The sequence below is a fragment of the Streptomyces sp. NPDC017991 genome, assembly GCF_044328075.1.
In the GTDB taxonomy this organism is placed as follows: Bacteria; Actinomycetota; Actinomycetes; order Streptomycetales; family Streptomycetaceae; genus Streptomyces.
Map to the genome: position 1 here is coordinate 535,470 of NZ_JBIRGP010000005.1, position 21,831 is coordinate 557,300.

A 21,831-nucleotide genomic window follows, 5' to 3' on the forward strand; every position below is an offset into this window, starting at 1 on the left:
CACCCCGCAATGGCTGAGAACAAGAGCCTCATCAACAGCCTGAAGACCCAGCTCGCCGAGAAGTCCGCCGAAGCCGAGCGCATTTCGCAGACCTTCAAGGTCGAGGACAACGGTGGATTCGTCGTCAGCACCGAGCAGGCGTCCGCCTTCAAGAAGGTGTCCGCCGATGCGATGGAACTCAAGCAGCTCATCGCCGATGCCGAGGGCCTGAGCCAGGTCAAGCAGTATCTGGCCGAGCCGGACTCTGTGCCCGCCGCAGGCCAGCACTACGGGCAGAGGCAGCAGGGCCCCATGGAGGGCAAGAGCCTCGGTGATCTCTTCGTCGAGTCCGACGCCTTCAAGCACGCCGCGCAGGCCGGGTTCCGTGACCGCCCGTATGTCCGGGCCGAGATGGAAGGGAAGTCCATCTTCAGCCTGTCGGCGGGGACGGTCACGCACCAGACTCTCGGCTCTGTGCAGAACCTCGGGATCGCGGAGCGCGAGTACCGCAAGTTCCACGTGCGCGACCTGTTCCCGAAGAGTTCGACGAAGCAGGCCGTGCTGTACGGCGCTCGCGAGACTGGTTGGACGAACAACGCCAAGCAGGTGAAGGAGCGTTACGGCGCCGACGGCACCAGCCCGGCGACGGGCGCGGAGACCGACACCTGGGGGCGGGCACCCCGCTCGAAGCTCTCGCTGGTCCCGGTGATGTACCCGGTCAGCGAGATCGCCCACCTACTCGACGCCCACAAGAACATCTTGTCCGACGAGCCCAGGCTCAAGACCTTCATCAACAGCCGCATGATCGAAGGTGTGAAGTACCAGGAGGACTGGGACCTTCTGCACTCGGTCGGTGATGGCCAGAGCCTGACCGGCATCTTCAACACCCCTGGCGTGCAGCAGTACCAGGGGTTGAACTCCGACCAGTACAGCGTCCAGATCCGGCGCAGCATCACCAAGGCGTTGCTCGCCGAGTACGACCCGACTGGCATCGTCCTCTCGCCGACGATGTGGGAGCACGTCGAGGTCGAAGAGGACAAGACGGGTGCGTTCCGCGTCGCCCTGCAGATAGCTGTCGGCGCGTCCAAGCGCGTCTGGCGCCTGGACGTCGTCGAGACGACGGCGATGGCTGATGACAACTTCCTCGTCGGAGCGTTTGGCCTGGGCGCCCAGCTCCACGACAGGGAGTCGGTCTCCGTCACGGTCAGCTCGGAGAACGCGGACAACTTCGAGAAGGGGCTGATCACGTTCCGAGCGGACGAACGGGTCGCCCTGGAGGTCCCGCGCCCCGAGTCCTTCGTGATCGGCACCTGGACCCAGCCCACCGGCTGAACCCGATGAAGGGAGGCACCGCCCGTCGTCCTGGCGGTGCCTCCCCGCTCGCCCGCCTTGTGCACGACCTGACACGAAGGAACGCCGGTGACCAACAAGGAACTCGTCGGGCTTGCAGCCGACTTGGACGCACTGACTAAGGCGCCGGCCGCCCGCAAGGGGCCACCGTGCGGCGTCGCGTCCGTACTGGCCGCCGTGGACAACGACGCCGCTGAAACGCTGCGGCGCATCCTCGACACGAGCACCATCTCCTCCACCGCCATCGCTGAAGTACTCGGCGAGCACGGCCGGTCGGTCACCTCCTACACCGTGGCGCGTCACCGCCGCCGCGGCGCTGCCAACGGATGCCGGTGCACACGATGAGCCTGACGAACGACCTGGAGGCCCTTCTCCAGCCCACGGCGGACGCCAATCAATCTCAGCCCAGCGAGGTCCTGCGGCCCCCGGCACCTGCCCCACGGGGCTGGGAGGCCGGAGTCCGCTACGAGGCGGGGGGCGCCATGGTGGTCACCGCCCCGGCCGCCGTGCAACCGCCGCAGGACGAGGCCGACTGGCGTGCCCGCGTCGAAGACCTCGGGCTCGCCATCCCCGAGGGCTGGAGAGTGCGACTCGTCGAAGCCCGTCACGACCCGGCCGCCTGGCATCGTGATGCCCAAGGCGAAGACGCGGTCACCCGAGCGGTCTGGCGCTGCCGCTACGTGATCGAGCCCGCCGCCCCGGCCTGGCTCTCCACTGGAGACGTCGACGCCTTGGTCCGCGACGCGATGCGGCGGCGCCGGAAGCCACGCGCTACCGCCGATAGCGCAGAGCGCGCCCTGATCGTCGTATACGCCGACGCGCAGGCAGGCAAGGTCGGACGGGATGGCGGCACTCCGGAGCTGGTCTCCCGGGTCGCTGAACGCTTCGATCGACTCGACGACCACATTCGGGACCTACGAGAACACCGCGCAGCAGGCGTACACCAACGACCTGAGCATGACGGAGATGATCCGCGTCCACAGACGGATCACCTTCGAGGGCCTGGACCGCCTCGCCGGACGCTTCGATCGCGTCGTCGCGGCAACCTGCGGTTCGAACCACGGCCGTGTACGACGCGGCCGCGAAGCCGTCGGCCCGCCCAACGACGACTGGGGTATTGAAGTCATGTCCCAGATCGCCGACGCGTACGCCCGCAACACGGACGCGTACGGGCACGTCAGCTTCGTCATGCCGGAGAAGTGGCGCGAGACCGTCAGCCTGGACATCGCCGGAACCACTGTGGGACTCGCACACGGCCACCAATACCCCAGGCCGGAGAAGGCCGGGGACTGGTGGCGAGCGCAGAGCTTCGGCCGTCAGGCCATCGCAGATGCCTCGATCTTGATCACCGGCCACTACCACCACTTCCGCACCCAACAGCTGGGCAACGGGCGCCTGCACATCCAGGCCCCCACGCTCGACAACGGCTCGGACTGGTACACGGCTAGATCGGGCGAGGTCTCGTCCGCCGGGCTGCTCGTCCTCAGTGTCAGCCCAAATGGTTGGGACCACCTTCGGTTGCTCTGAGCTCGCGCCAACGCGCAACGACTCAGCAGGGAACGGGCGTGCGATAGCGAGCCTCCTGACCCCTACCGTCTCCTCGCCAGTTCGGCGTAGCTCGTGCAGTACCTCAAGTTCTGCTCTGATCTTTACAGAAGGACCACTCTCGGCGCTGTCCGGAGGCACAGTGGCCAGGTGATCACTCGGTTGAGGCGAAGGTGGAAGGTACGCAGCGGGTCTCAAGGGCGCCGCCTGGCAATTGGTCTGGCGATCTTCCTAGGGCTGATCGGCTACGGGCTCTTGCTCTGGAGGGGCCCCTGGTGGCTCGACGGTTCCCACATTCGGGACAGAGACCTACAGCCGGCCGATGGTGTCGTGATCACTGGGCTCCGCACAATGCTTGTCGCCCTTGGGGCCGCCGTGGTGGCGGGCCTCGGATTGATGTACACCCACCTGAATCTTCAGCACACGCGCGACAAGGATCGGGATCAGGCCGAACTCACGCGCGAAGGCCAGGTCACCGAGCGATATGTGGCGGCAATCAAGCTTCTTGGCTCCGCCAGCGAGACAGAACGGCTTGGCGGAATCTACGCCCTCGAAAGAATCATGAAGGACTCCGAGAAGGACCATTGGACAGTCGTCGAGGTCCTGGCCTCATTCGTGCGCGACCGCTGCGCACGTCACGACGAGACTCAAATCGTTGAAGTTGACGGCGAGCACGGGACCCTCACTGTCTCGAATCCGCCAGAGCGAGATGGGCTAGTCGCCTTCCAGGTTCTCTGCCGCCGCCCGGATCGCGAGGAGGCACACCGCGTTGATCTGCGCGATGTAACTCTGCACGAAGTGCAGATTGAGGGCGGTCGATTGCAGGACTTCGACCTCTCGGGCGCTGACCTGCACGCGGCGACATTCATCGACTGCAACTTCGAATCGGTTCGCCTCAATGAGGCCACGCTCAACAAGGCAACTCTGGCGAGTTGCAACGTTTCCAAGGCGACTTTTGATGATGCCTCACTTGAGGGAACGAAATTCCACAACGTATCACTGGAGAAAGCTAGTTTCCGTCGGGCTCAGATGGAGGGGACGTCCATCGACAAGGCATCGATGGAAGACGCAGATCTCCGCGAATCAGACATTGAAGATGCACTGTTTTCCGATGTGAGCTTGCACGGGGCTCGGTTTGAAGGTGCGTCGCTCCACGGGGAAACCGTGTTTCAGGACGCTCCGGGATTGACGTCAGAGCAGCTGACGCCGGCCAGTGTCGCCCCAAGGGTCGAACTGCCGGACTCCGTCGCGCGTGTCGTGAATCTCCGCACGGAAATTGATTCCATCCCCCGTCGGGCCCTCGGTCGCGAGGACGATTGAAGTCAGGGCGCGACGCTAGTCCGTTCCGACACACATCCTTCGCCGACTACCGAAATCGGAGGAAGGACACCATGGGCCTGTATCGCCAGGATGGCACCCGCATCGCGAAAGCAGCGTTTCCCGCGGCCGCACTCGACGATCCCCCCGTCCGCATCACCGAAGACGTCTACGTCTCCGAGCCGTACGGGCGCGGAGACGGACAGCCCGAAGGCTCCAAGCGTTTCCTGCTCTACCAGGCCGGGACAGTCATCCCGAGATCCAGCATCGACCGAGCGTTCAGCGCGGCCAGTGTGACGGCGATCAGCCCCAACAAGGGCCCGGCCGCAGGCGGCACCACCATCACGATCAAGGGTGAACATCTCGACGGTGTCTCAGCCGTCAGCTTCGGCCCCACGGCCGGAACCGAACTGCGCATCCACTCGGCCAACGAGCTGACCGTGAAGACGCCGTCCGGCGAAGCGGGAGCTGCATCCGTCGAACTCGCAGATGACAGCGGCCTCATCGCCAAGACCAACGGCTTCACCTACGAGGCCCCGGCCGGCGGCTGAACCGAGCCGTCTGGGGCCCCGCCCGTGGGGCCCCAGCGCAGCCGCGGCCAATGCTCCGAGGCTTCGATTCCCGATAGACGCGATCTTCTCGCACCGCGCGACACAAACCGGGCCACCCGTGCAGGGTGCGCGCGATCGGACCGACACCCGCATGAGGAGCCATCCATGGCCACCACCGCCCGCACCCGGAAGACCACCGCAAAGACGATCGCCGAGGACGCTACGGCGGCTGCACCGGACACCGAGCCCACCGACTCGGCCCCCACCGCGCCGGAAGCAGCCCCGTTGGAGCCGCCGCACGTCGACGATGCCCCCGAGCCCCCGGCCGCGCCCCTGTACGTCACACCGACCGAGGTCATCCCCGACGAGGAGAACCTGGCCGACGTCATCCTCGACGACGCCACCGGGCAGCCGCCCGCCAACCTCGACGAGGTGTTTGTACCCCTCACCCCGTTCGGCTCGACGCTCCAGTGCACCATCCGCCTGATCGAGCGCACGTTCCTCGGACCTCACCACAACCCCGTGACGCGGCTCCTCCAGCCGAAGGGCGCCGTCGTCTCCGAGAACATCGCCGCCCGTATCCGCGAACGCCTCGACGCGCAGGCCGCGCGCACCAACCGCAACCAGTAGGGAGAGGCCAGGTGTCGGTCTACGACCACAAGCCCATGTGGGCCGGAGCGCACTACGACCCGGCCCCGGCCGGCGGCGAGGTCTCACGCCTCGACCTGTACGCCACGCCGGAACGCGACGGGGCGGTTGTCGCGTCGGCCGCACCTGCCGTTCGTCTGAGCGCCGGGGTATACCGCTTCGACATCCCCCACGTCGCGCCGGGCCGCTACTGGGGCACGGTCACCTTCACCCCAAACGCGTCCGGGCAGGCCGTCACGGACACCTCAGTGCGCTTGGACCTCCCCAACGGCCAGGGCCTGGTCGCGTCACCCGAGGCTGTCGCCGACGCCCTTGGCGTTACGCTCCCGCTCGCCTCTGCCCAGCGCAGCACCTATGAGACGGAGATCCGCAACGCGCAGGCCGACGTCGCCGCCTACCTCGGCCGGGCCCTGGTGCCCGCTGTCACCACGCTGCGTGGGCTCACCCCGTACTGGACGGATGCTCTTGAGGACGCGGACGCTTGGCACCTCGACGTTGACGACATCGCTGAGGTGATCTCCTATCGGGCCAGTGGCGACGGCACGTACGACGTGGACCTCCTCGTCGGTCTGGACGGCGTCAAGGAGGAGTCGGTGGTGCGTTATGTCGTAGCGCACGCCGCTGAGTCCGTCCGGCAGCGGACCGACCAGGTCACGACGGCAGCAGGGTCGGGGCGTCGCGTCTCATCCGTGAGCGCCGAAGGCCAGTCCGTCTCGTACGACTCCGCGCCCACCACTGGTCAGGCAGGCGCTCTCCCCACCATCAACAGCCTCAACCGGCTGCGCCGTCTGGTGTTCCAGCCGTTGTCCCGGCCGCCGCGCGCCCCTTGGCCGTACGCGTCGACCCGCGCCCGGCGCTGACTGGAAGGGGAGGCCGATGGCCGTCGTTCTGGCTAACCGGGCGTTGACGCTGTACGCGCTCGCGCACCCCTGGGCCCGAGACGCGAACGGTGTCCCCGTGCCGCCCGATCCGAGTCATCGGTCGGCGCCGCGCGGCCCCTGGCCCGGCTCCGCCCTGGAGCAGCCGGACGCCACCTGGTCCCTGCGCCTGGCCCCGGCCGCCTGGCCCGTAGAACCCGGCGATGTCATCGGCGACGAGGCCGGGATGACATGGACCGTCTCCACCGCCCGCCTCCACCGGGTGCCCGGCTACCCGGCCGTCGACTACGTCCAGGCGACCGCCGCGCAAAACCCGCCGGAGGTGCCCTGACATGGCCAAGTTCACCCCGAACCCTGCCTTGGAGACGCTGCTCGCAAGGATGGTCGCCCCACATGTCCAGCGCATAGCCCACCAGGTCGAGGTCGAGGCGAAACGTCTGGCCCCACCCACGAAGCGGTGGGTCACTGTGGCCGACGACAAGGTGCGTCCCACCCACGTCCAGGCGCAGGGCCAAGTCGTGCCGGGGAACCTTCGGTTCACGATCAACAGCATGGACTGGGACCGCAAGCACCGCGGCGTCGGGGCGAACACTTACATGCTTCAGCCCCGCGACCAGACGTCCCGAGCGGTCGCGAACCTGAAGAACTGCCGCTGCGCCACCGCCCTCGACCCCGAGGGCATTACACGGAACATCAGCACCGGTCAACCGATCATCACCGGCAAGAAGGTGACGGTAACCGTCACCGCCCGCGGCCCGATGGTCGTCGAGGCTGAAGTCGGGACTGTCTACCCAGGCAACCTGATCGCTGACGGCGCGCACTTCATGGCCCGCGCCGCTGCCATCGTGGCTGGTCGCCGCTGACGCCCCCGATGCGGGGGCGTCAGGGCTGCGGCGCGTCAACTGCGCGTGCGTCGCATGCATCGAGCAACAAATGTGGCCACAGCATTCACAGCGAAGGCAGCGGCTGTACTGAGCGTCGCCGGACCCTCGGGAACGTATCCGGCGACCGCCGATACGAGCGGGATGGCGGTCAGGAGGCCGGTGACCTCCAGCGGCCGAGGCCGGCGCCACTCCCAGGGGACCTCTCGCCACGCGGCCTTCCGACCGCCGGTAGAGGTGCGCTTCTTGCCGCTCATTCGTTGTCCCTCCCAGTCCGAGGCGCCGACGTCCGGCACAACGACCACATTGGAGGGGGTGCGAGCATAAGCAAAAGGGCGTTTCCGCAGGTCAGACGGTATGTCGCCTTAACGGGGGCGGATAACATGGCGGTGGCGTGCGCCTTTTCCGCCATCGGCATCCTATCCGGCGTCGTCAAGGTGTCAGACCGTCTGATCCCTTTTTGCCCCATTAAACGCGCGGGCGAATCAGGCCAGTTGCTGTAGCGGACGTAGACGAACGCAGCATCGCCGGGCGCCCCAGGCTCACAGCGTGTACTCCGGACCGCCAAGCCGGAGCACGCGACGCAAGCAGGCCGTGCCAGTCACGGTGCGCTGCATGACTGCCAAGAACCTCTCTCCCCAGAGCGCCACGCCCGAAGCCCCGGCCGCCGATGCCTCCTCCGCACGCGCCACCGCGCCGTCGAACGCGCCGATGGAGACCGTCACGCTGGCCAACCACCTCAACATCGAAGGCCGCAGCTACCTGCCCGGCGCGAAGGTCCGCGTGTCGGCCGATTACGCCCGGCGCCTGCGTATCTCGGGCTACGTCGCTCGTACCTGATGTCTGGTGTCTTCACGCTCGCCGACGCCGACCCGGTGACGGCGCTGCTTACTTGGCTCCAGAAACACCCGCGCGTGGCCGAGGCCCTGGGCGGCCCCGGCCGCGTGTCCGGGATCGCAGAGGCCCCGTGGCCTCACCTGCGCGTCAGCCACGGGCCCGGCGGAGACCTGCGCAGCTTGACGTGGGCAACCGAGCCCGAGGTGACGCTGGAGATGTACGGCGACCCCGGCGGCTGGCCGGGACAAGCCGAGCTGCGGCGGATCATCCTCTTGTGCGCGGCCGCGGCCACCGAGCTGCCCGACGCCCCCCACACTTCGGGGCAGCCCGTCATCAGCGGCGTCCGCCCCTCCGGCACGCTCCTCTGGTCCCCGCTCGTCGACGGACAGCCTCGTTGGCTCCTCGGTCTGCTGGTCACGCTGCACCCGTAGCGCGCGACGTTAGCCCTCTGCTCTCCGCAAGGTTCCGGGGCCCGATCACCGGACCCCCAGGGAGACCCCGCCATGGCAGGCGAGACCGCCAACAACAACCAGATCGTCATCCCCGCGCTCACGCGCGTGTGGCTCGCCGAGGTCGGCGCTACCGCGCCGGCTGACGCAACCGCCGTCATGCCGAACGGCTGGCGCGCCGTCGGTCTGACCACCGAGGACTCGTTGAAGTTCAACAACGAACCCAACTTCGAGCAAGTCCGCAGCGCCCAGTCCTCGTACCCGACCCGGACCTTCCAGACCCAGGACGCGTCGACGATCGAGGTCGATCTCCAGCAGTGGTCCGGTGAGAACTTCCGGGCCGTGTACGGCGGTGGCCAGATCGACGAAGTCACGGCCGCCGACTCCAAGAAGCACTACAAGTTCACGCCGCCCAGGATCGGCTCGCGTACCGAGATCGCCGCGTGCATCGAGGTGATCGACGGCGGCAAGAGCTACCGCTACATGGTGCCGCGCTCCATGCAGATGGAGGGCGTGAACACCGAACTCGCCAAGACGAAGGAAGCCGTCTTGCCCCTGCGCCTTGCCGTGCAGGGCGGTGACGACTCCGACGCCTGGTACGTCATCACCAACGACCCGAGCTTTGCCCCGGCCACCGCTCCGGCGGGCGGCTGACCTCTCGCAGCGGCAGCGCGCGACGCAAGCCTCACGGACTTGCCAGTGTCCGCGCGCTGCCGCACACCGCGATCCAGCCCGCGCACACGAGAGGCCCGCCTGCCATGTCCTTCGTCATCGACCTCGACGCCGCCGAACGCCGGGAAGTCCAGTACCCCCACGGTATCCCCGTGAAGTACCGCGAGGAGCAGTTCATCTACCCCGCCGAGCTGCCCGCCAAGGCGCTCGACCCGCTGCTCTCCGACACCCTGGACCTCGTCGGCCTGCTGCGCGACGTCATCGAGGCGAGCGAGAACCCGACCGCGTCGGTCGTCATCGACCTGGTCTTCAAACGGCCGAACCTGCCACGCCAGTTCGTCGACGCGATCTACGAGGTGCACCGCATCCTCCTCGGCAAGGAGGAGTACCAGCGGTTCGATGACTTGGGCCCCTCCCTCCCGGCGTACGTCCGCCTCACCATGGGCCTGATCAAGGTCTACGGCGTCGACCTGGGAAAACTCTTCGGGCTGGGCGGCTCCTCCGAGAGCGATGGGGAGACGTCGAGTCCGACCTCAACCGATTCCACGGACTCGACGCCCGAGGAATCTGGCGACAGCCAGGAGAGCCCGGCTTCCTCGGACTGAGGCGTCTGATCGTCCTGATCGACGGCCTCCCCGAGGAGTCCCGCATCCAGTCCGCCCAGATCAACGGGTGGACCAAGGAGACGGAACTCCTGGCCCAGCTGATCGAAGAGGTCAGCATTCTGGCCGCCGACCGGCGACGTGAAGAACCGACGTCCATCCCTCGCCCGTACAACCCCGCCCGGGCTGCTGCTCACGAGCAGCCCGGCGCGAAGCCGCAACAGCAACAGCACACCGCAGCCCCCCAGATGACGGGGCACCGGCAGATGCTCGCGGCCGCGATGCAGAGAGGAATGGTCCGCAGTGGCTGAGGGCCTTCAGGCTGGTCGCCTGGACGTGCCGGTCGTCGCCGACCTCGCCGGATTCGCGCGTGAACTGCGCACCAAGGTCGAGGCGGCCGCCGAGGGCCTGGCCGTAAAGGTCAAGATCAAGGTCGACGACAAGAACCTTCGCAAGAAGCTCGAAGCCGCCGTCAAAGAGGCGTCGAAGGGCGTCAGCTCCAAGGTCAAGATCAAGATCGACGACCAGCGGCTCCGGGCGGAGCTGGACGGCATCGCACGGCGCATCGCAGCAACCGACGTCCGCGTACCGGTCCGGCCCGACGGTGACTCCGACAGTCACAGCCGCAGCGGCGGCCTGCTCGCAGGCGTCCGCGATCTGATCCGCGGTGCGCAGGGCGAAGCCGACCGCACGCCGGTCAACGTCCCGGTGCAGATGCGGGTCCCGCGCGGCCGCAAGTCGATGCGGATGCTCGGCATCGGCTCGCTGCTCTCCCTCGCGCAGCCCGCCGTTGCCGCTCTCACCCAGTACGGCGCCGCGCTGACCGCGCTCGTATCCTCCGCCGCACCCGCCGTAGGTGTGCTCGGAGCGATACCCGGCCTGATCGTGGCGGCCGGCACTGCGGCGATCGGCACGAAGGTCGCCTTCGGCGGCTTCGGCGAAGCTCTGAAGCAGACCCTCAAGGCCCAGCAGCAGGCAGCCAACGGCGCAAAGCTGACCAAGGCCCAGCAGGACGCGCTCAAGCAGTCCACCGAGGGGCTGTCCGCTTCAGCCCGCAAGAGCGTGACCACGGTCGCCTCCCTGAGCGGCGCATGGCGCAAGATGCGCCAGTCCGTGCAGGAAAGATTCTTCTCGCAGGTCGCAGACGACATCAAGCCCCTGTCGGGCGCGGTGCTGCCTCTGCTGAAGGACATGCTCGGCGACACCGCAGGCCAGATGGGCAACCTGGCCGAGCGGGGCGCCCAGTTCATGCAGTCAGGCCCGTTCCGTCGCGACTTCAAGACGATCGCGGCCACGAACAGCACGGCCGTCGGGCACATGACCGATGGGCTCGCGAATCTCGGGCACGCAAGTCTCGACTTCATGGTGGCCTCCGGCCCTTTTGTCGAACGGGTCAGCGGCGGCGTTGAGAAGTTCACGCAATGGGCGCGGGCCTCCGTCCAGGCCGGTCGCGAAACCGGATCGCTGGCGAAGTTCCTCGACCACGCCGGAGATAAGGCATCCCAACTCGGGCGCTCCACCTGGGACCTCGTTAAGGGCCTCGGGGGCGTCGGCAAGGCCGCCCAGGACTCCGGCGATGCGCTGCTCGACGGGTTCGAAGGCGCCATGACCCGCTTCAAGCGGTGGGCGAACTCGGTCAAGGGCCAGACGTCGATGAAGCAGTTCTTCTCCGACGCCGCGCCCACCTTCCACGAGCTGAACCGGCTCGTCGGCGACTTTTTTCGAGGGCTTGGCCGGGCCGCGAAGGACAACGGCATCACCGACCTGATCCGGCAGATTAGGACCGAGCTGATGCCCGCGCTCGGCACCTTCTTCGACTCCATCGGGCACTCCATCGGGCCCGCGCTGATCGGCCTCGTATCCAACCTTGCCACCGCGATCGGTAACCTCTCGGCGGCCGGCACTGGGCTCGGGGTGCTCCTGGCCGCCTTCAACGGCCTGCTGCACGCCTTCAACACGATCATGAGCATCGTGCCGGGCGCGAACACTGCCCTGGCGGTGCTGCTCGGGACGATGCTCGCCCTCAAGGTGGTCTCCGCCGTCTCCACTGCGTTGCGCGGCTTCGGCACGTCGATCGCCACGGCGACCCGATCGGCATCGTCCCTGGGCAACGTCATGCGCGGCAGCCTCTCGCCCGGGACGATCGGCCCGCAGGCCACCATGTGGCAACGCATGGGCACGGCTTACCGCACCGCCTCCACCGAGGGCGGTCGCCTCTCCGGCACGCTGCGGGGCATCGGCGCCGCGAACCGGGTCGCCTCCAGAACCCTCGGCGGCATGACCTCAGCGCTCGGCGGCCCACTGGGTATCGCTATGGCCGGGGTCACGATCGGGCTCGGGCTGCTCGCAGCGAAGCAGCAGGCCGCCGCCCGCGCCGCCGCCGCACACGAGGAACGCATCAGCTCCCTGGCGCAGGCACTCGCCGACTCCAACGGGCAGATCGACGCCAACGTGAGGGCGCAGGCAGCCCAGTACCTCCAAGACGTCAAGCTCAACGACGGCAAGGGCAAGCTCGTCGACACCCTTCGCAGCGCGGACGTCAGCCTCAAGTCGGTCACCGACGCCTACCTCGACCAAGGCGGCTCCATCGAGGGCCTGGAAAAGAAGCTGCGCACGCTCGCGAAGGAGACCGAGCACTACGTCTCGATGGGCCCCAAGACAGACGTCCTGAAGATGACGCCGCAGGGCGAGAAGTACCAGGCCGCCGCCGACGCCCTCAAGGGCATGAGCGGCGAGCTGGACAAGTCGAAGACGAAGGCAAAGGAGCTGAACGAAGCGGTCAACGGGACATCCACCACCGGCACGTCCGCCTACGACCGCCTCCAGGCCGCGGTGCAGGGCTACAGCGACAAGACCAAGAGCGCCGACGAGCGGACCGACAGCCTGCGCCGCGCGCTCGATGCCCTCAGTGGCAACGCGCAGTCATTCCACGACGCGTCCGCACAGCTCAACTCCGTAATGCTCCAGATCGACGAGACGATGAAGGGCAACATCGACCAGGCCGAAGGCTGGGGCAAGGCTCTCGTCGACAGTGACGGCCTGGTCAACACCGCCTCCCGCAACGGGCAGACCCTGAACGGCCGACTCGGCGAGCTGCGCGACTCCATGCTCGGCGTTGCTACCAGCGCCCAGCAATCGGCCGAGCAGGGCGTGATGCCCATGTCGGAGGCAATGGACCGAGGTCAGGCCGCGATGGAGCGGGCCCGGTCGAAGGCAATCCAGCTCGCGATGGACATGGGCATCCCCAAGTCACAGGCGAAGGCCCTCGCCGACCAGATGGGGTTCATCCCGGACACCGTGACCACGCTGATGACCACGAAGGGCATCCCGGAGTCGACGGCGCAGATTCTCGGACTGCGCGGCACGCTGGAGTCGCTGAAGCCGGGCAAGTCAATCAGCATCAAGGCACCGACGGGCGAGGCCCGTAAGCAGCTCGAACTCCTTGGTTTCAAGGTGACCACGCTCCCCGGCGGAAAGAACGTCCGGGTCACCGCGCCGACGAAGGGCGCCCGCGTCGACATCGGCGCCCTGGCCGCGGACATCGCGAATGCCCCGAACCGGAAGAACGTCACGGTCACCGCGATCATCAAGAAGGCCACCGGGGATCTGACGGCGATTCGCGACAAGGTCGCGGGGCTGCCGCCCGGCAAGAAGCTGAAGATGGAAGCGCCGACCGCCACGGCGCAGAAGATGATCAAAGACCTTGGCTTCAAGGTCAAGGAACTCAAGGGCAAGAAGGTCGAGATCACCGCCCCGACCGGGTCGGCATCCTCCAACGTCGAGGCGATCCAGCGGAAGATCAACGGCCTCACCGGCAAGACCGTGCACGTCACGATCAAGTACTCCACGGTCGGCAAGCCGTACGTCTCTGAAAACGCCAACGGCAGCATCACCCGGTTCGCCAACGGCGGCATCCAGCGTGCTGGCAACCGCATCAAGACGTTCGCGGCCGGAGCCGAACGGCACGTCGCACAGATCGCCCGCCCCGGTGAATGGCGGCTGTGGGCGGAGCCGGAGACCGGCGGCGAAGCCTACGTGCCGCTAGCTGGGGCGAAGCGGACCCGGTCCAAGCAGATCGTCGAGCAGGTGGTGCGCGAGTTCGGCGGAGTCGTCGCCTGGGCGAACGGCGCGCTGCGCCAGTACGCCGACGGCGCCGTGGCCGTCAACCGCGGCACCCGCGCTGCGGCACCCCGCGCCTCCGTCCCCCAGGCCGTTAGCCCCTCCCTCGTCGGTGGCGACCTCAACCTCACCATGACCGGCCGTCCCATGACCCCAGGAGAGGCCCTGAACGACGCCATGTTCGAACTGCGCCGCATCCGCCGAGGAGGTGCCCATGTCGCTGGCTGAGAGTGAGTGGAGACTGTCGTACGGCGCCAACGGTGTGCATCCCGGCGCGACGTTCACGTTCGGCACGATCCGCTCCGGCTTCTATCTGCTGGAGCCGTACGAGATCGCGTACGGCGACACGGACGCCGGGGACACCCCGTTGCCCCGCGCGGACGGTATCCGCTTCGGTCAGGATTTCAAGACCGCGGCGACCATCACGTTCGAGGTCGGTGTCGACGCTGTCGACGACGCGACCACCCAGCAGGGCCGGCACGGCGCAGCCTTGGACCGGCTGTCCAGGTTCGGGCAGGCGTGGGACGCGGAGGCGCTGCGCCTCCGTTTCGCCACCCCGGCCACGCTGTCGACCACGCAGGGCGGCCGACCCCGCCGTTTCTACGGCCGCCCCCGCAAGTGGGCGCCGGCCGCCTCCAAGCTCACGAGGCAGGGCTACACCCCTGTCGTGTGCACCTTCGCCTGCCAGGACGACACCGCGTACGACGAGGTCGAGCAGAGCGTGCGCGTGGACATTCAGCCACCGCCGCACCGTGGTCTCGTCGGTCCGCTGACCACGCCGCTGACAATGATCGGGGAGAGCAGCGGCAAGGTGGCGGGGGACGTCACCGTGGGCGGCACGAGGGCGACATGGCCAGTCATCACCATCTACGGTCCGATCAGCCAGCCGGTATGCGAGGTCGTCGGCAGGTGGAAGGCTTCCCTGAACCTCACGCTCGGCGCGGGTGAACGCGTCGCGATCGACACCCGGCCCTGGGCGCGGACGGTGCTGCGCAACGGCGGCGCATCGGTTGCCGGACTCCTCTACCGGGGGACGCCGAGACTTGAGGACATGCGCCTACCCGTGGGCCGCCAGGACTTCGTGATGCGTGGAACGGACAGCACCAGCACCGCATACATGACGGTGGCCTGGCGCGATGCCTACGCCTACTTGTGACCGAACCAAGATTGTCCCTGTCCGAATGGGCAAGCCACGGCCAGGCAGCACGCGACGCAAGAGCCCCGCCCCCTGAACACTCCCCGCCGGTTCGCCCAGCAAGCAGCGGAGGAAACGGCATGGCGTGGGATTCGGTTCCGTGGTTCACCGAAGGCGGCGCGGAGCACAGCTCGGAAGTCGCGAGGCTCTTGGCGTACGCCGCGTTCGGCGGCGCCGAGGGGGTGGTCGGCTCCGCGGACCTCCAGGTGAAGGCGCTCAGCACCCCCGCGGCGGCGGTGCAGATCCGTACCGGGGCCTGCGCGCTCATCAACCGCGCCCAGGGCGGCGCGTACCAGGCGTACGCTGCCCGGCTCCCTGTCGCCGACCAGGTTCCGATCGCCGCCACCGGCGTCTCGGCCCGCTCCGACCTGATCGTCGCCCGCGTGGAGAACCCCTACAGCTACGGCGAGACCTGGCCGAACCCCTCCAATCCCAAGATCGGCCCGTACGTCTATACCCGTGTGATCAGCGGCGTCTCGAAGACCACGACGAGTGTGCGGCAGGTCAGGAGTGGGGACTCCGCGATCGCTCTCGCCCGCATCGACATCCCGGCCAATACGACGACCGTCACCCAGGCCATGATCAAGGACCTGCGCTCGATGGTCGCCCCCCGCCGGGACCGGCGGATCTACACCGCCTTCCCCGGCACCCTGTCGACGCTCACCTACTCCGACAACAAGTGGCACAACTGGCCCGGTGATCCGGCACGGTGGGACATCGACGTGCCCGCCTGGGCGACTCGCTTGAAGATCATCACCACCATCGCGGGCCTGCGCATGACGAAGGCAGACGTCTACGCCTCCATGCAGAACGTGTTCGGCACGATCCAGGGCCAGAACACGGTGATCGACGACGACACCGGCAACCAGACTCGGCGCCAGACCATCGTTATCGCCGACAACATGAGCATTTCCAGCGCGCTGCGGGGCACCACCCAACGCCTCTACCTCCAGACGTACATGTCGAAGAGCGAGACCGGTGACCTGTCCGTGGACGGCTCCACGTCGATCGTCGCCGACGTCGAGTTCGTCGAGGCCCCGGACGAGGAAGAGGTCTGATGCCGGCCGGGTGGCGGTTCATCGCTCAACGCGCCCTGCCCGAGGAAATACTCGACTGGGAAGTCCCTTTTGCGCTCAGCAGCAACCCGAAGCGCGACCTGTCCGGGCCCGGCGCGATGGCGGGCACGATCCAGCCCGAGTACTCGCGGATGCTCGGCGCGGACGGCAAGCCGATCTTGCAGGAGTGGGACACCAAGCTGTACCTGGAGATCGACGGCGTGATCCGGTGGGGCGGCGTCGTGACCAAGACTTCGTACGACGGGCCGCAGGCGAGCATCCAGTGCGAGGGCTTCTCCTGCTACCCGCAGGGCATTCCGTACGAGGACTACATGGTCTCCGGCGCTCTGATCACCCCCAAAGACCCCTACGCCGGAAAGGACAAAAACCATGACGGCTGGGTCGACGGGAAGAAGGGCAAGCAACGCGTCCCCGACCCGCCGAAACCGTACGGAGGACCCCGGGTCGACGTGTACGACGCGTTCCGCAAGGTCTGGTCTCACGTACAGAGCCGGCCTTACGGCAACATCGGCCTGAAGATCGACAGTCACAAACTCGGCGAACTTCTCGGCACGAGCGACGGCCAGAATCCGTGGGAGCTGGCCTGGTGGGACAACCCGGACTGCGGGCAAACCCTCGACACCTTGACCAGCACCACGCCGTTCGACTGGATCGAGACGCACGCCTGGTCCGGGTCCGGGAACACCATCGAGCACCGACTGCGCCTCGGCACGCCCCGCCTTGGCCGCAAACGCGATGACCTCCGCTTCGCAGACGGCGAGAATCTGATCGCCATCGCCAAGCCCGAGGGCATGGGCGACGACTACGCCAACGAGGTCGTGGTCCTCGGGAAGGGCGAAGGCCGGAAGATGGCCCGCGCCCAGGTCCACCGCTACGACGGGCGACTGCGCCGCGTCGCCACGGTCACCGACAAGACCCTCTCCTCGCCCTCCTCCCTCAACACCAGAGGGCAGCAGGAATTGGCCGGCCGCACCAAGGCGCTGCAAATACCGGCCATCCAGGTCATCGACCACCCCAACGCCCGGCTCGGCTCCTGGCAGCTCGGCGACGACATCCGCGTCCAGGTCCACGTCCCGTGGGTCGGGGACGTCGACGTGTGGCACCGGATCGTCTCCGACGAGATCAGCGCCGACGGCACCGTGGTCCTCACCCTGAAGCGCTCCGACGCCTTCCACTACTGAGGACGCGACGCAAAGCACCACCGCCCCGCAGCATCCCGGGCCATGGTCAACTTCCTGGACACGCAAGCGGATGCCCGGCGCTTCGCTGCCCTCTTGGACGACTACGACCGCCGCCTCAAGGCCCTCGAACGGTCCACCCAGGCCGCCCACACCTCGATCGAGGGCGGCGCCATGGACATCTACGACGGCGACGGGAACCTCAAGGGCAGCGTCGGCGTGCAGCCCGACGGCGGCGTCGCACTCGTCCCCGTCAATACCGACCCGCCACCGACCCCCATGCCGCCCGCCATTGAACCGAAGTTGGCCGGGCTGGTGGTCGGCTGGGACGGCACCTGGGACGACTCGTACGCCACTCCCACGGACTTCTCCCTCATGCAGGTCCACATCGGTACCGCCCAGGACTTCGCCCCCGATGTGACGACGCTCGCGGGCACGATCACCGCAGTCCAGGGCGGCACCGTCACCGTGGCGGTCGAGGGTTATGACCCCGTGTGGGTACGCCTCATCGCGCAGAACACCGCGTCGATCACCGGCCCGCCGTCCGCAGCTGTGCAGGGCACCGCGCGCCAGGCCGTACCGCAGGACCTGATCGACGGGATCATCGACGAAAAAAGCTCGCCGAACAGGCCGTCTCCGCAGCCAAGGTGAAGCTCGGCGCGATCGGCGCCGACCAGCTCGCGCTCGGCGCGGGAAACCTCGCCCCCGACCCATCGTTCGAGAGCCCGCAGACAGCGCAGCTCATCGCCGCCCGGCCCGAGTGGACCCTCACAACGCCCGGCAACAACAGTCCGACCGCCCTGTCCGTCGACAGCACGAGCACGGCCAAGGACTGGCGCAGCCTGCAACTGGCCTACCTCAAGGTGCTTTCCGGCGAACGGCACTTCCTCGCCTTCGACTCCAAGGTCTCCGCAGACTTCAATGGGTCCGCGGCGAAGCTGTTCCTGCGCTACGACGACGCCGACGGCAAGGTCGTGGGATACGGCGTCGCCACCGCGCCCGTGGTGCTCGGTGGCCCCTGGACGCGCGTCCAGGCTCAGGTCCAGGCCCCGGCCGGGGCAGTCGGCGCCTCTCTGCGCGTCGAAGCATCACAAGCCTCCAGCGGGCGCGTGTGGTTCGACAACGTGGAGGCCCGCACCGTCGTCGCGGCCGGCATGGTCGTCGCCGGATCGATCAGCGCTGCCGAACTCGCCGTGAACTCCGTGACGGCCGAGAAGATCGTCGCCCTCGGGATCACCGCCGAGAAGATCGCGGCCCTGGCTATCACGGCGGACAAGATCGCCGCGTTGTCCGTGACAGCCGACAAGCTCGCCGCGAACGCAGTGACAGCCACCAAAATCCTTGCGGGCAGCATCGATGCCACCCACATCAAGGCAGGCAGCCTCACCGCCGACCGGCTGGCCCTGGGGACCGACGGCAACCTGATCGCGGACCCATCCTTCGAGAACGCCGTCACCGATGCGCGCGTGGCTGGGTCGCCCTACTGGAGCGTCGTTACACCGGGTAACAACACTCCGCGAGCCGTCCGTGTCGATGCGACCGCAGCGGCAGCGGCCACGCGCACCCTCGTCCTCGCCTTGGCCCCCGCCGTACCAGGCCAGAAGATGTTCCTGGCGGTGGACTACTTCGCCTCGACCAACTGGGCCGGGCGTCGGATCAGCTTCTACGCCCGCTGGGAGGACGCTGCTGGAGGGCTCCTGGGGTACAGCACCGTAACGACCGGCGAGGGTGCTGTAGTCACCGGCGGGTGGCAGCGCCTGCAAGGTGTTCCGGACGAAGCCGCCCCTGCTGGCACCGTCACCGCACGCGTGACGATCTCGACCAATGAGTCCACCGCCGGCACCGTCGCCTTCGATAACGCGGTGTGCCGGGTCGTGATGGCCTCCGGGTTCGCTGGGGCCCGCGCCGAGCTGTCACCGCAGGGCCTCCTCCTGTACGACGACGACGGCCAGGAGGCCGTTGCCCTTGTCAGTGGCAGGCCCAACTACCTGACCCTGGCGACCGATGGAACCCCTGTCGCCACCATCGACCAGAGCGGCAACGCCGGGTTCCAGGATCTCTACGTGGCCGGTGATTTCACGATCGGCGGTGACTCCCTCACGACGATTCTCGATGCTCGACCGCGCGGCATCGTCGCCGTCGACTATCAGGCCACCAGCGTGACCACTACCGGCACGGAAATGGGATTCGTAGAACTCGCCTTCACGGCGGAGAAGGACCGGATGTACCGCGTGGTCCTCGACTGTTACGCGGACCCCTCCGTCGCCGGAGGCGAGGTTCAGATCTTCCTCCGGGATGGCGGGGCAAATGCTCCCCTGATCTCCTCTACACAGGTCCAGTCCGCCATCTACCCCATGGCCGGGACAGGGGGCTGGCAGCGGGTACGTCTGGAGGACGTGCGGCACGGCACGCAGTGGGGAGAGGGCACCCACCGGCTCCTGATCACCTTCAAGAACGTGTCCGGGCCGTCGGGTCAGACCGTACGACTCCTCGGCGGCACCAACTACCGAGGCGTGTTCTACATCGAGGACGTCGGTCCCATCGTCCTGGAGACCGGCGTTTACAACACTGGTGGCGCCAGCACTACACCGCCGCCGCAGAAGTACGTCAAGACGTACTCGGCTTCCTGGTCCGGTTCGTACGCCGCCCGCGGCTCTTACAACAGCTACTACGGCAACAAGATGATGCAGGGCTACTACTCCTCCACCAACGGGATGCAAGCCTCGCTCGTTGGCTTCCCTGCGGCGATGACCAGCGACCTTTCCGGCGCGACCATCAGCAAGGCAGAGATCTACCTGTACTTCGACCACTGGTACAGCAACGCGGGCGGCAAGGCCGTGATCAAGGCACACAGCCACGCGTCCAGACCGGGAAGCTTCTCCTCCGACTCGGAGGCCACGACCATCTCGTGGGCCAAGAATCAGGGCAAGTGGGTCGACATCACGAGCGTGTTCGACTCCACCAAGTGGCGCGGCATCGCCCTGGACCCCAACAACTCGTCGAGCACCTACTACGGCCGCGCACGCGGCTACGGCGAAACCAACCCCCCGAAACTCCGCGTCACCTACACGAAGTGAGCACCGCCATGCCACCGCGCTCTGCCCTCGTCCACGAACACGACCTGATCAGCAACCCGGTCTTCTGCGCCCGCGTCCGCATGGCCTTCACCCGCGTCGCCCGCGAAGTCCTCAGCCAGCAAGGAGACCCCGGAAGCCCCGGAAACCAGCTGCGCGTCTCGCTCGCCCGCAGCGTCCTCAACCCGCCCGACCTCACCGCCCACGGCATGGCCCCGGTCATCGCCAGCGACCCCGACGTCTCCGCAGCAGCCGACGCCGGCCGCATCGACGGCCAGGCCGACAGCGCACAGTCAGCCGTCACGGACGAACTGATCCTCGCCGCAGTGCGCAACGCGTGGGACCTGACAGCCGGAGTGAACCCCCAGAACGAGACGTAAGGCCACGCGACCCTGCACGGTGCGCGTCGCGGGGAGCCGTGGACCGTCAGCCGTCCCGGCTCCCGCGCACCCATGACCTTTCGACCGAGGGAGTGCCAGTGGATGGGCTCGTCTCGCTGGCACCCGTACTTGCTCCCCTCTTCGGGATGCTCGGTGCGTTGGGCGGCGCGTGGCTGGTGTACCGGCAGAACAAGAAGAACTCCGAAGCAACCGCCATCAAGAACCTGACCGAAGGCTTCACGAGCCTCTTGGAGCAGCAGCGCGCGTCGACGAACCAGACGATGGAGCGGATGACCACCCTCGAAGCGAAGTACGACACGCTTGAGCGCCGTGTCGAGCATCTGCAGGAGGAGCAGCGGCAGTGGCGCCGGTGGAAGGCGGCTGCAGTCGAGTACATCCATGACCTTCGCGACCTGGTCCGCGGCGCCCTTCACCAGCCAGCGCCCGGGCCACCTCTGGAGATCGCTGCCGACATCGAGCGAACCGATTCTGCCGCGTAGCCCCAGCGCACGACACAAGCTCTTCGAGCCGCGCACGCTCTGCCCTCCGCATTCACCATCGGAAGGGCTGAAGCCTCATGTCTACGATCGACTCCATCACCACCGGCGCCCAGGTCGGCGCCGTCCTGCCTCTGCTCACCGCGATCGTGCAGCGCCCGGCTTGGTCAGCGGAGGTGAAGAAGTTGGTGGCCGTCGTCCTTGCCCTGGTCGCAGGCGTGAGCACCGTCGCCGCATCCGGCGGCTGGGAGCAGTTCCAGCACGGCACGCTGGCCTTCGCCACGATCACCGCTGTCCTCGCGGCGTCGCAGACGACGTACGACCTGATCTGGAAGCCGAGCAAGGTCGCCCCGGCGATCGAGTCGGTGACCAGCCCGAAGGGCGCGGAACAGGCTGGATAGCAACGCGGGCGGAATCCCGCCGGGGTGCCGGCGGGTATCATCCGCCATGGTGGCCGCCTCGCCGCCGAACTCACTGCGTTGAGGGTTGGCTGCTGGTTCCTGGTTTTTGGGGTTTCCCTTTCGACCGGGGTCGAACCAGTAGCCGCACGACCCGAGACCACTGCGCGCGCACTGAGCGCTCAGGGCCGGATAGCGGTTGCTC

At 67.5% G+C, this 21,831-nt stretch carries 22 protein-coding genes; all 22 read left to right on the top strand.

What is annotated here, in order from left to right; all coding sequences use genetic code 11:
* The first annotated feature begins 9 nt into the window (after positions 1-9).
* Entirely contained in the window at positions 10-1,311 is a 1,302-nt protein-coding gene (locus tag ACH4DZ_RS18720; RefSeq protein WP_398288245.1) for a phage major capsid protein, read from the top strand.
* Between the two features lie 87 nt (positions 1,312-1,398).
* Positions 1,399-1,674, top strand: a complete 276-nt coding sequence (locus tag ACH4DZ_RS18725) for a hypothetical protein (RefSeq protein ID WP_398288246.1) — start codon at positions 1,399-1,401, stop codon at positions 1,672-1,674.
* A gap of 498 nt (positions 1,675-2,172) precedes the next feature.
* Positions 2,173-2,856, top strand: a complete 684-nt coding sequence (locus ACH4DZ_RS18730; protein ID WP_398288247.1) for a hypothetical protein — start codon at positions 2,173-2,175, stop codon at positions 2,854-2,856.
* A gap of 369 nt (positions 2,857-3,225) precedes the next feature.
* Complete coding sequence (locus tag ACH4DZ_RS18735) at positions 3,226-4,194, top strand: pentapeptide repeat-containing protein (protein WP_398288248.1); 969 nt, start codon at positions 3,226-3,228, stop codon at positions 4,192-4,194.
* A gap of 71 nt (positions 4,195-4,265) precedes the next feature.
* Entirely contained in the window at positions 4,266-4,742 is a 477-nt protein-coding gene (locus ACH4DZ_RS18740; RefSeq protein ID WP_398288249.1) for an IPT/TIG domain-containing protein, read from the top strand.
* 165 nt (positions 4,743-4,907) lie between these two features.
* Positions 4,908-5,372 carry a hypothetical protein gene (locus ACH4DZ_RS18745; protein ID WP_398288250.1) on the top strand — a complete coding sequence of 155 codons (465 nt, stop codon included), beginning with the start codon at positions 4,908-4,910 and terminating at the stop codon, positions 5,370-5,372.
* Between the two features lie 11 nt (positions 5,373-5,383).
* Positions 5,384-6,250 carry a hypothetical protein gene (locus ACH4DZ_RS18750; protein WP_398288251.1) on the top strand — a complete coding sequence of 289 codons (867 nt, stop codon included), beginning with the start codon at positions 5,384-5,386 and terminating at the stop codon, positions 6,248-6,250.
* A gap of 16 nt (positions 6,251-6,266) precedes the next feature.
* Positions 6,267-6,599: a hypothetical protein gene (locus ACH4DZ_RS18755; RefSeq protein WP_398288252.1), complete on the top strand. Its 333-nt coding sequence runs from the start codon at positions 6,267-6,269 to the stop codon at positions 6,597-6,599.
* 1 nt (position 6,600) lies between these two features.
* Complete coding sequence (locus tag ACH4DZ_RS18760) at positions 6,601-7,131, top strand: hypothetical protein (RefSeq protein WP_398288253.1); 531 nt, start codon at positions 6,601-6,603, stop codon at positions 7,129-7,131.
* Between the two features lie 633 nt (positions 7,132-7,764).
* Positions 7,765-7,989, top strand: coding sequence for a hypothetical protein (locus tag ACH4DZ_RS18765; RefSeq protein ID WP_398288254.1), 225 nt, complete (start codon positions 7,765-7,767; stop codon positions 7,987-7,989).
* Positions 7,989-8,417 carry a hypothetical protein gene (locus tag ACH4DZ_RS18770; RefSeq protein ID WP_398288255.1) on the top strand — a complete coding sequence of 143 codons (429 nt, stop codon included), beginning with the start codon at positions 7,989-7,991 and terminating at the stop codon, positions 8,415-8,417. Before ACH4DZ_RS18765 ends, ACH4DZ_RS18770 begins: the two co-directional genes overlap by 1 nt.
* A 72-nt stretch (positions 8,418-8,489) precedes the next feature.
* Positions 8,490-9,089, top strand: coding sequence for a hypothetical protein (locus tag ACH4DZ_RS18775; protein ID WP_328333327.1), 600 nt, complete (start codon positions 8,490-8,492; stop codon positions 9,087-9,089).
* Positions 9,090-9,193: 104 nt separating this feature from the next.
* Positions 9,194-9,712: a hypothetical protein gene (locus ACH4DZ_RS18780; protein WP_398288256.1), complete on the top strand. Its 519-nt coding sequence runs from the start codon at positions 9,194-9,196 to the stop codon at positions 9,710-9,712.
* Between the two features lie 300 nt (positions 9,713-10,012).
* On the top strand, positions 10,013-14,056 hold the full coding sequence (locus tag ACH4DZ_RS18785; protein ID WP_398288257.1) for a hypothetical protein: 4,044 nt from the start codon (positions 10,013-10,015) through the stop codon (positions 14,054-14,056).
* Entirely contained in the window at positions 14,043-14,984 is a 942-nt protein-coding gene (locus ACH4DZ_RS18790) for a hypothetical protein (RefSeq protein ID WP_398288258.1), read from the top strand. The genes ACH4DZ_RS18785 and ACH4DZ_RS18790 overlap by 14 nt, the downstream gene beginning before the upstream one ends.
* A gap of 119 nt (positions 14,985-15,103) precedes the next feature.
* Positions 15,104-16,081 (top strand): hypothetical protein, encoded by a 978-nt coding sequence (locus ACH4DZ_RS18795; protein ID WP_398288259.1) that lies wholly within the window; start codon positions 15,104-15,106, stop codon positions 16,079-16,081.
* A complete protein-coding gene (locus ACH4DZ_RS18800; protein WP_398288260.1) occupies positions 16,081-17,280 on the top strand; it encodes a hypothetical protein in 1,200 nt (399 codons plus the stop codon). Before ACH4DZ_RS18795 ends, ACH4DZ_RS18800 begins: the two co-directional genes overlap by 1 nt.
* Before the next feature lie 42 nt (positions 17,281-17,322).
* Positions 17,323-17,928, top strand: coding sequence for a hypothetical protein (locus tag ACH4DZ_RS18805; RefSeq protein ID WP_398288261.1), 606 nt, complete (start codon positions 17,323-17,325; stop codon positions 17,926-17,928).
* On the top strand, positions 17,925-20,354 hold the full coding sequence (locus ACH4DZ_RS18810) for a hypothetical protein (protein ID WP_398288262.1): 2,430 nt from the start codon (positions 17,925-17,927) through the stop codon (positions 20,352-20,354). The genes ACH4DZ_RS18805 and ACH4DZ_RS18810 overlap by 4 nt, the downstream gene beginning before the upstream one ends.
* A gap of 8 nt (positions 20,355-20,362) precedes the next feature.
* Positions 20,363-20,731: a hypothetical protein gene (locus tag ACH4DZ_RS18815; protein WP_398288263.1), complete on the top strand. Its 369-nt coding sequence runs from the start codon at positions 20,363-20,365 to the stop codon at positions 20,729-20,731.
* A 98-nt stretch (positions 20,732-20,829) separates the two neighbouring features.
* Entirely contained in the window at positions 20,830-21,231 is a 402-nt protein-coding gene (locus tag ACH4DZ_RS18820; protein ID WP_398288264.1) for a hypothetical protein, read from the top strand.
* A 77-nt stretch (positions 21,232-21,308) separates the two neighbouring features.
* The gene (locus tag ACH4DZ_RS18825; RefSeq protein ID WP_398288265.1) at positions 21,309-21,629 is read left to right on the top strand and encodes a hypothetical protein; all 321 of its coding nucleotides are present in this window, start codon (positions 21,309-21,311) and stop codon (positions 21,627-21,629) included.
* Positions 21,630-21,831: the final 202 nt, after the last annotated feature.

What these genes read in the sequence shown, in the direction of transcription:
- ACH4DZ_RS18720 (WP_398288245.1), top strand. Translation starts at nt 10, where the DNA reads ATGGCTGAGAACAAGAGCCTCATCAACAGCCTGAAGACCCAGCTCGCC.
- ACH4DZ_RS18730 (WP_398288247.1), top strand. Translation starts at nt 2,173, where the DNA reads ATGGCGGCACTCCGGAGCTGGTCTCCCGGGTCGCTGAACGCTTCGATC.
- ACH4DZ_RS18735 (WP_398288248.1), top strand. Translation starts at nt 3,226, where the DNA reads ATGCTTGTCGCCCTTGGGGCCGCCGTGGTGGCGGGCCTCGGATTGATG.
- ACH4DZ_RS18740 (WP_398288249.1), top strand. Translation starts at nt 4,266, where the DNA reads ATGGGCCTGTATCGCCAGGATGGCACCCGCATCGCGAAAGCAGCGTTT.
- ACH4DZ_RS18745 (WP_398288250.1), top strand. Translation starts at nt 4,908, where the DNA reads ATGGCCACCACCGCCCGCACCCGGAAGACCACCGCAAAGACGATCGCC.
- ACH4DZ_RS18755 (WP_398288252.1), top strand. Translation starts at nt 6,267, where the DNA reads ATGGCCGTCGTTCTGGCTAACCGGGCGTTGACGCTGTACGCGCTCGCG.
- ACH4DZ_RS18760 (WP_398288253.1), top strand. Translation starts at nt 6,601, where the DNA reads ATGGCCAAGTTCACCCCGAACCCTGCCTTGGAGACGCTGCTCGCAAGG.
- ACH4DZ_RS18765 (WP_398288254.1), top strand. Translation starts at nt 7,765, where the DNA reads ATGACTGCCAAGAACCTCTCTCCCCAGAGCGCCACGCCCGAAGCCCCG.
- ACH4DZ_RS18770 (WP_398288255.1), top strand. Translation starts at nt 7,989, where the DNA reads ATGTCTGGTGTCTTCACGCTCGCCGACGCCGACCCGGTGACGGCGCTG.
- ACH4DZ_RS18775 (WP_328333327.1), top strand. Translation starts at nt 8,490, where the DNA reads ATGGCAGGCGAGACCGCCAACAACAACCAGATCGTCATCCCCGCGCTC.
- ACH4DZ_RS18780 (WP_398288256.1), top strand. Translation starts at nt 9,194, where the DNA reads ATGTCCTTCGTCATCGACCTCGACGCCGCCGAACGCCGGGAAGTCCAG.
- ACH4DZ_RS18790 (WP_398288258.1), top strand. Translation starts at nt 14,043, where the DNA reads ATGTCGCTGGCTGAGAGTGAGTGGAGACTGTCGTACGGCGCCAACGGT.
- ACH4DZ_RS18795 (WP_398288259.1), top strand. Translation starts at nt 15,104, where the DNA reads ATGGCGTGGGATTCGGTTCCGTGGTTCACCGAAGGCGGCGCGGAGCAC.
- ACH4DZ_RS18800 (WP_398288260.1), top strand. Translation starts at nt 16,081, where the DNA reads ATGCCGGCCGGGTGGCGGTTCATCGCTCAACGCGCCCTGCCCGAGGAA.
- ACH4DZ_RS18805 (WP_398288261.1), top strand. Translation starts at nt 17,323, where the DNA reads ATGGTCAACTTCCTGGACACGCAAGCGGATGCCCGGCGCTTCGCTGCC.
- ACH4DZ_RS18815 (WP_398288263.1), top strand. Translation starts at nt 20,363, where the DNA reads ATGCCACCGCGCTCTGCCCTCGTCCACGAACACGACCTGATCAGCAAC.
- ACH4DZ_RS18825 (WP_398288265.1), top strand. Translation starts at nt 21,309, where the DNA reads ATGTCTACGATCGACTCCATCACCACCGGCGCCCAGGTCGGCGCCGTC.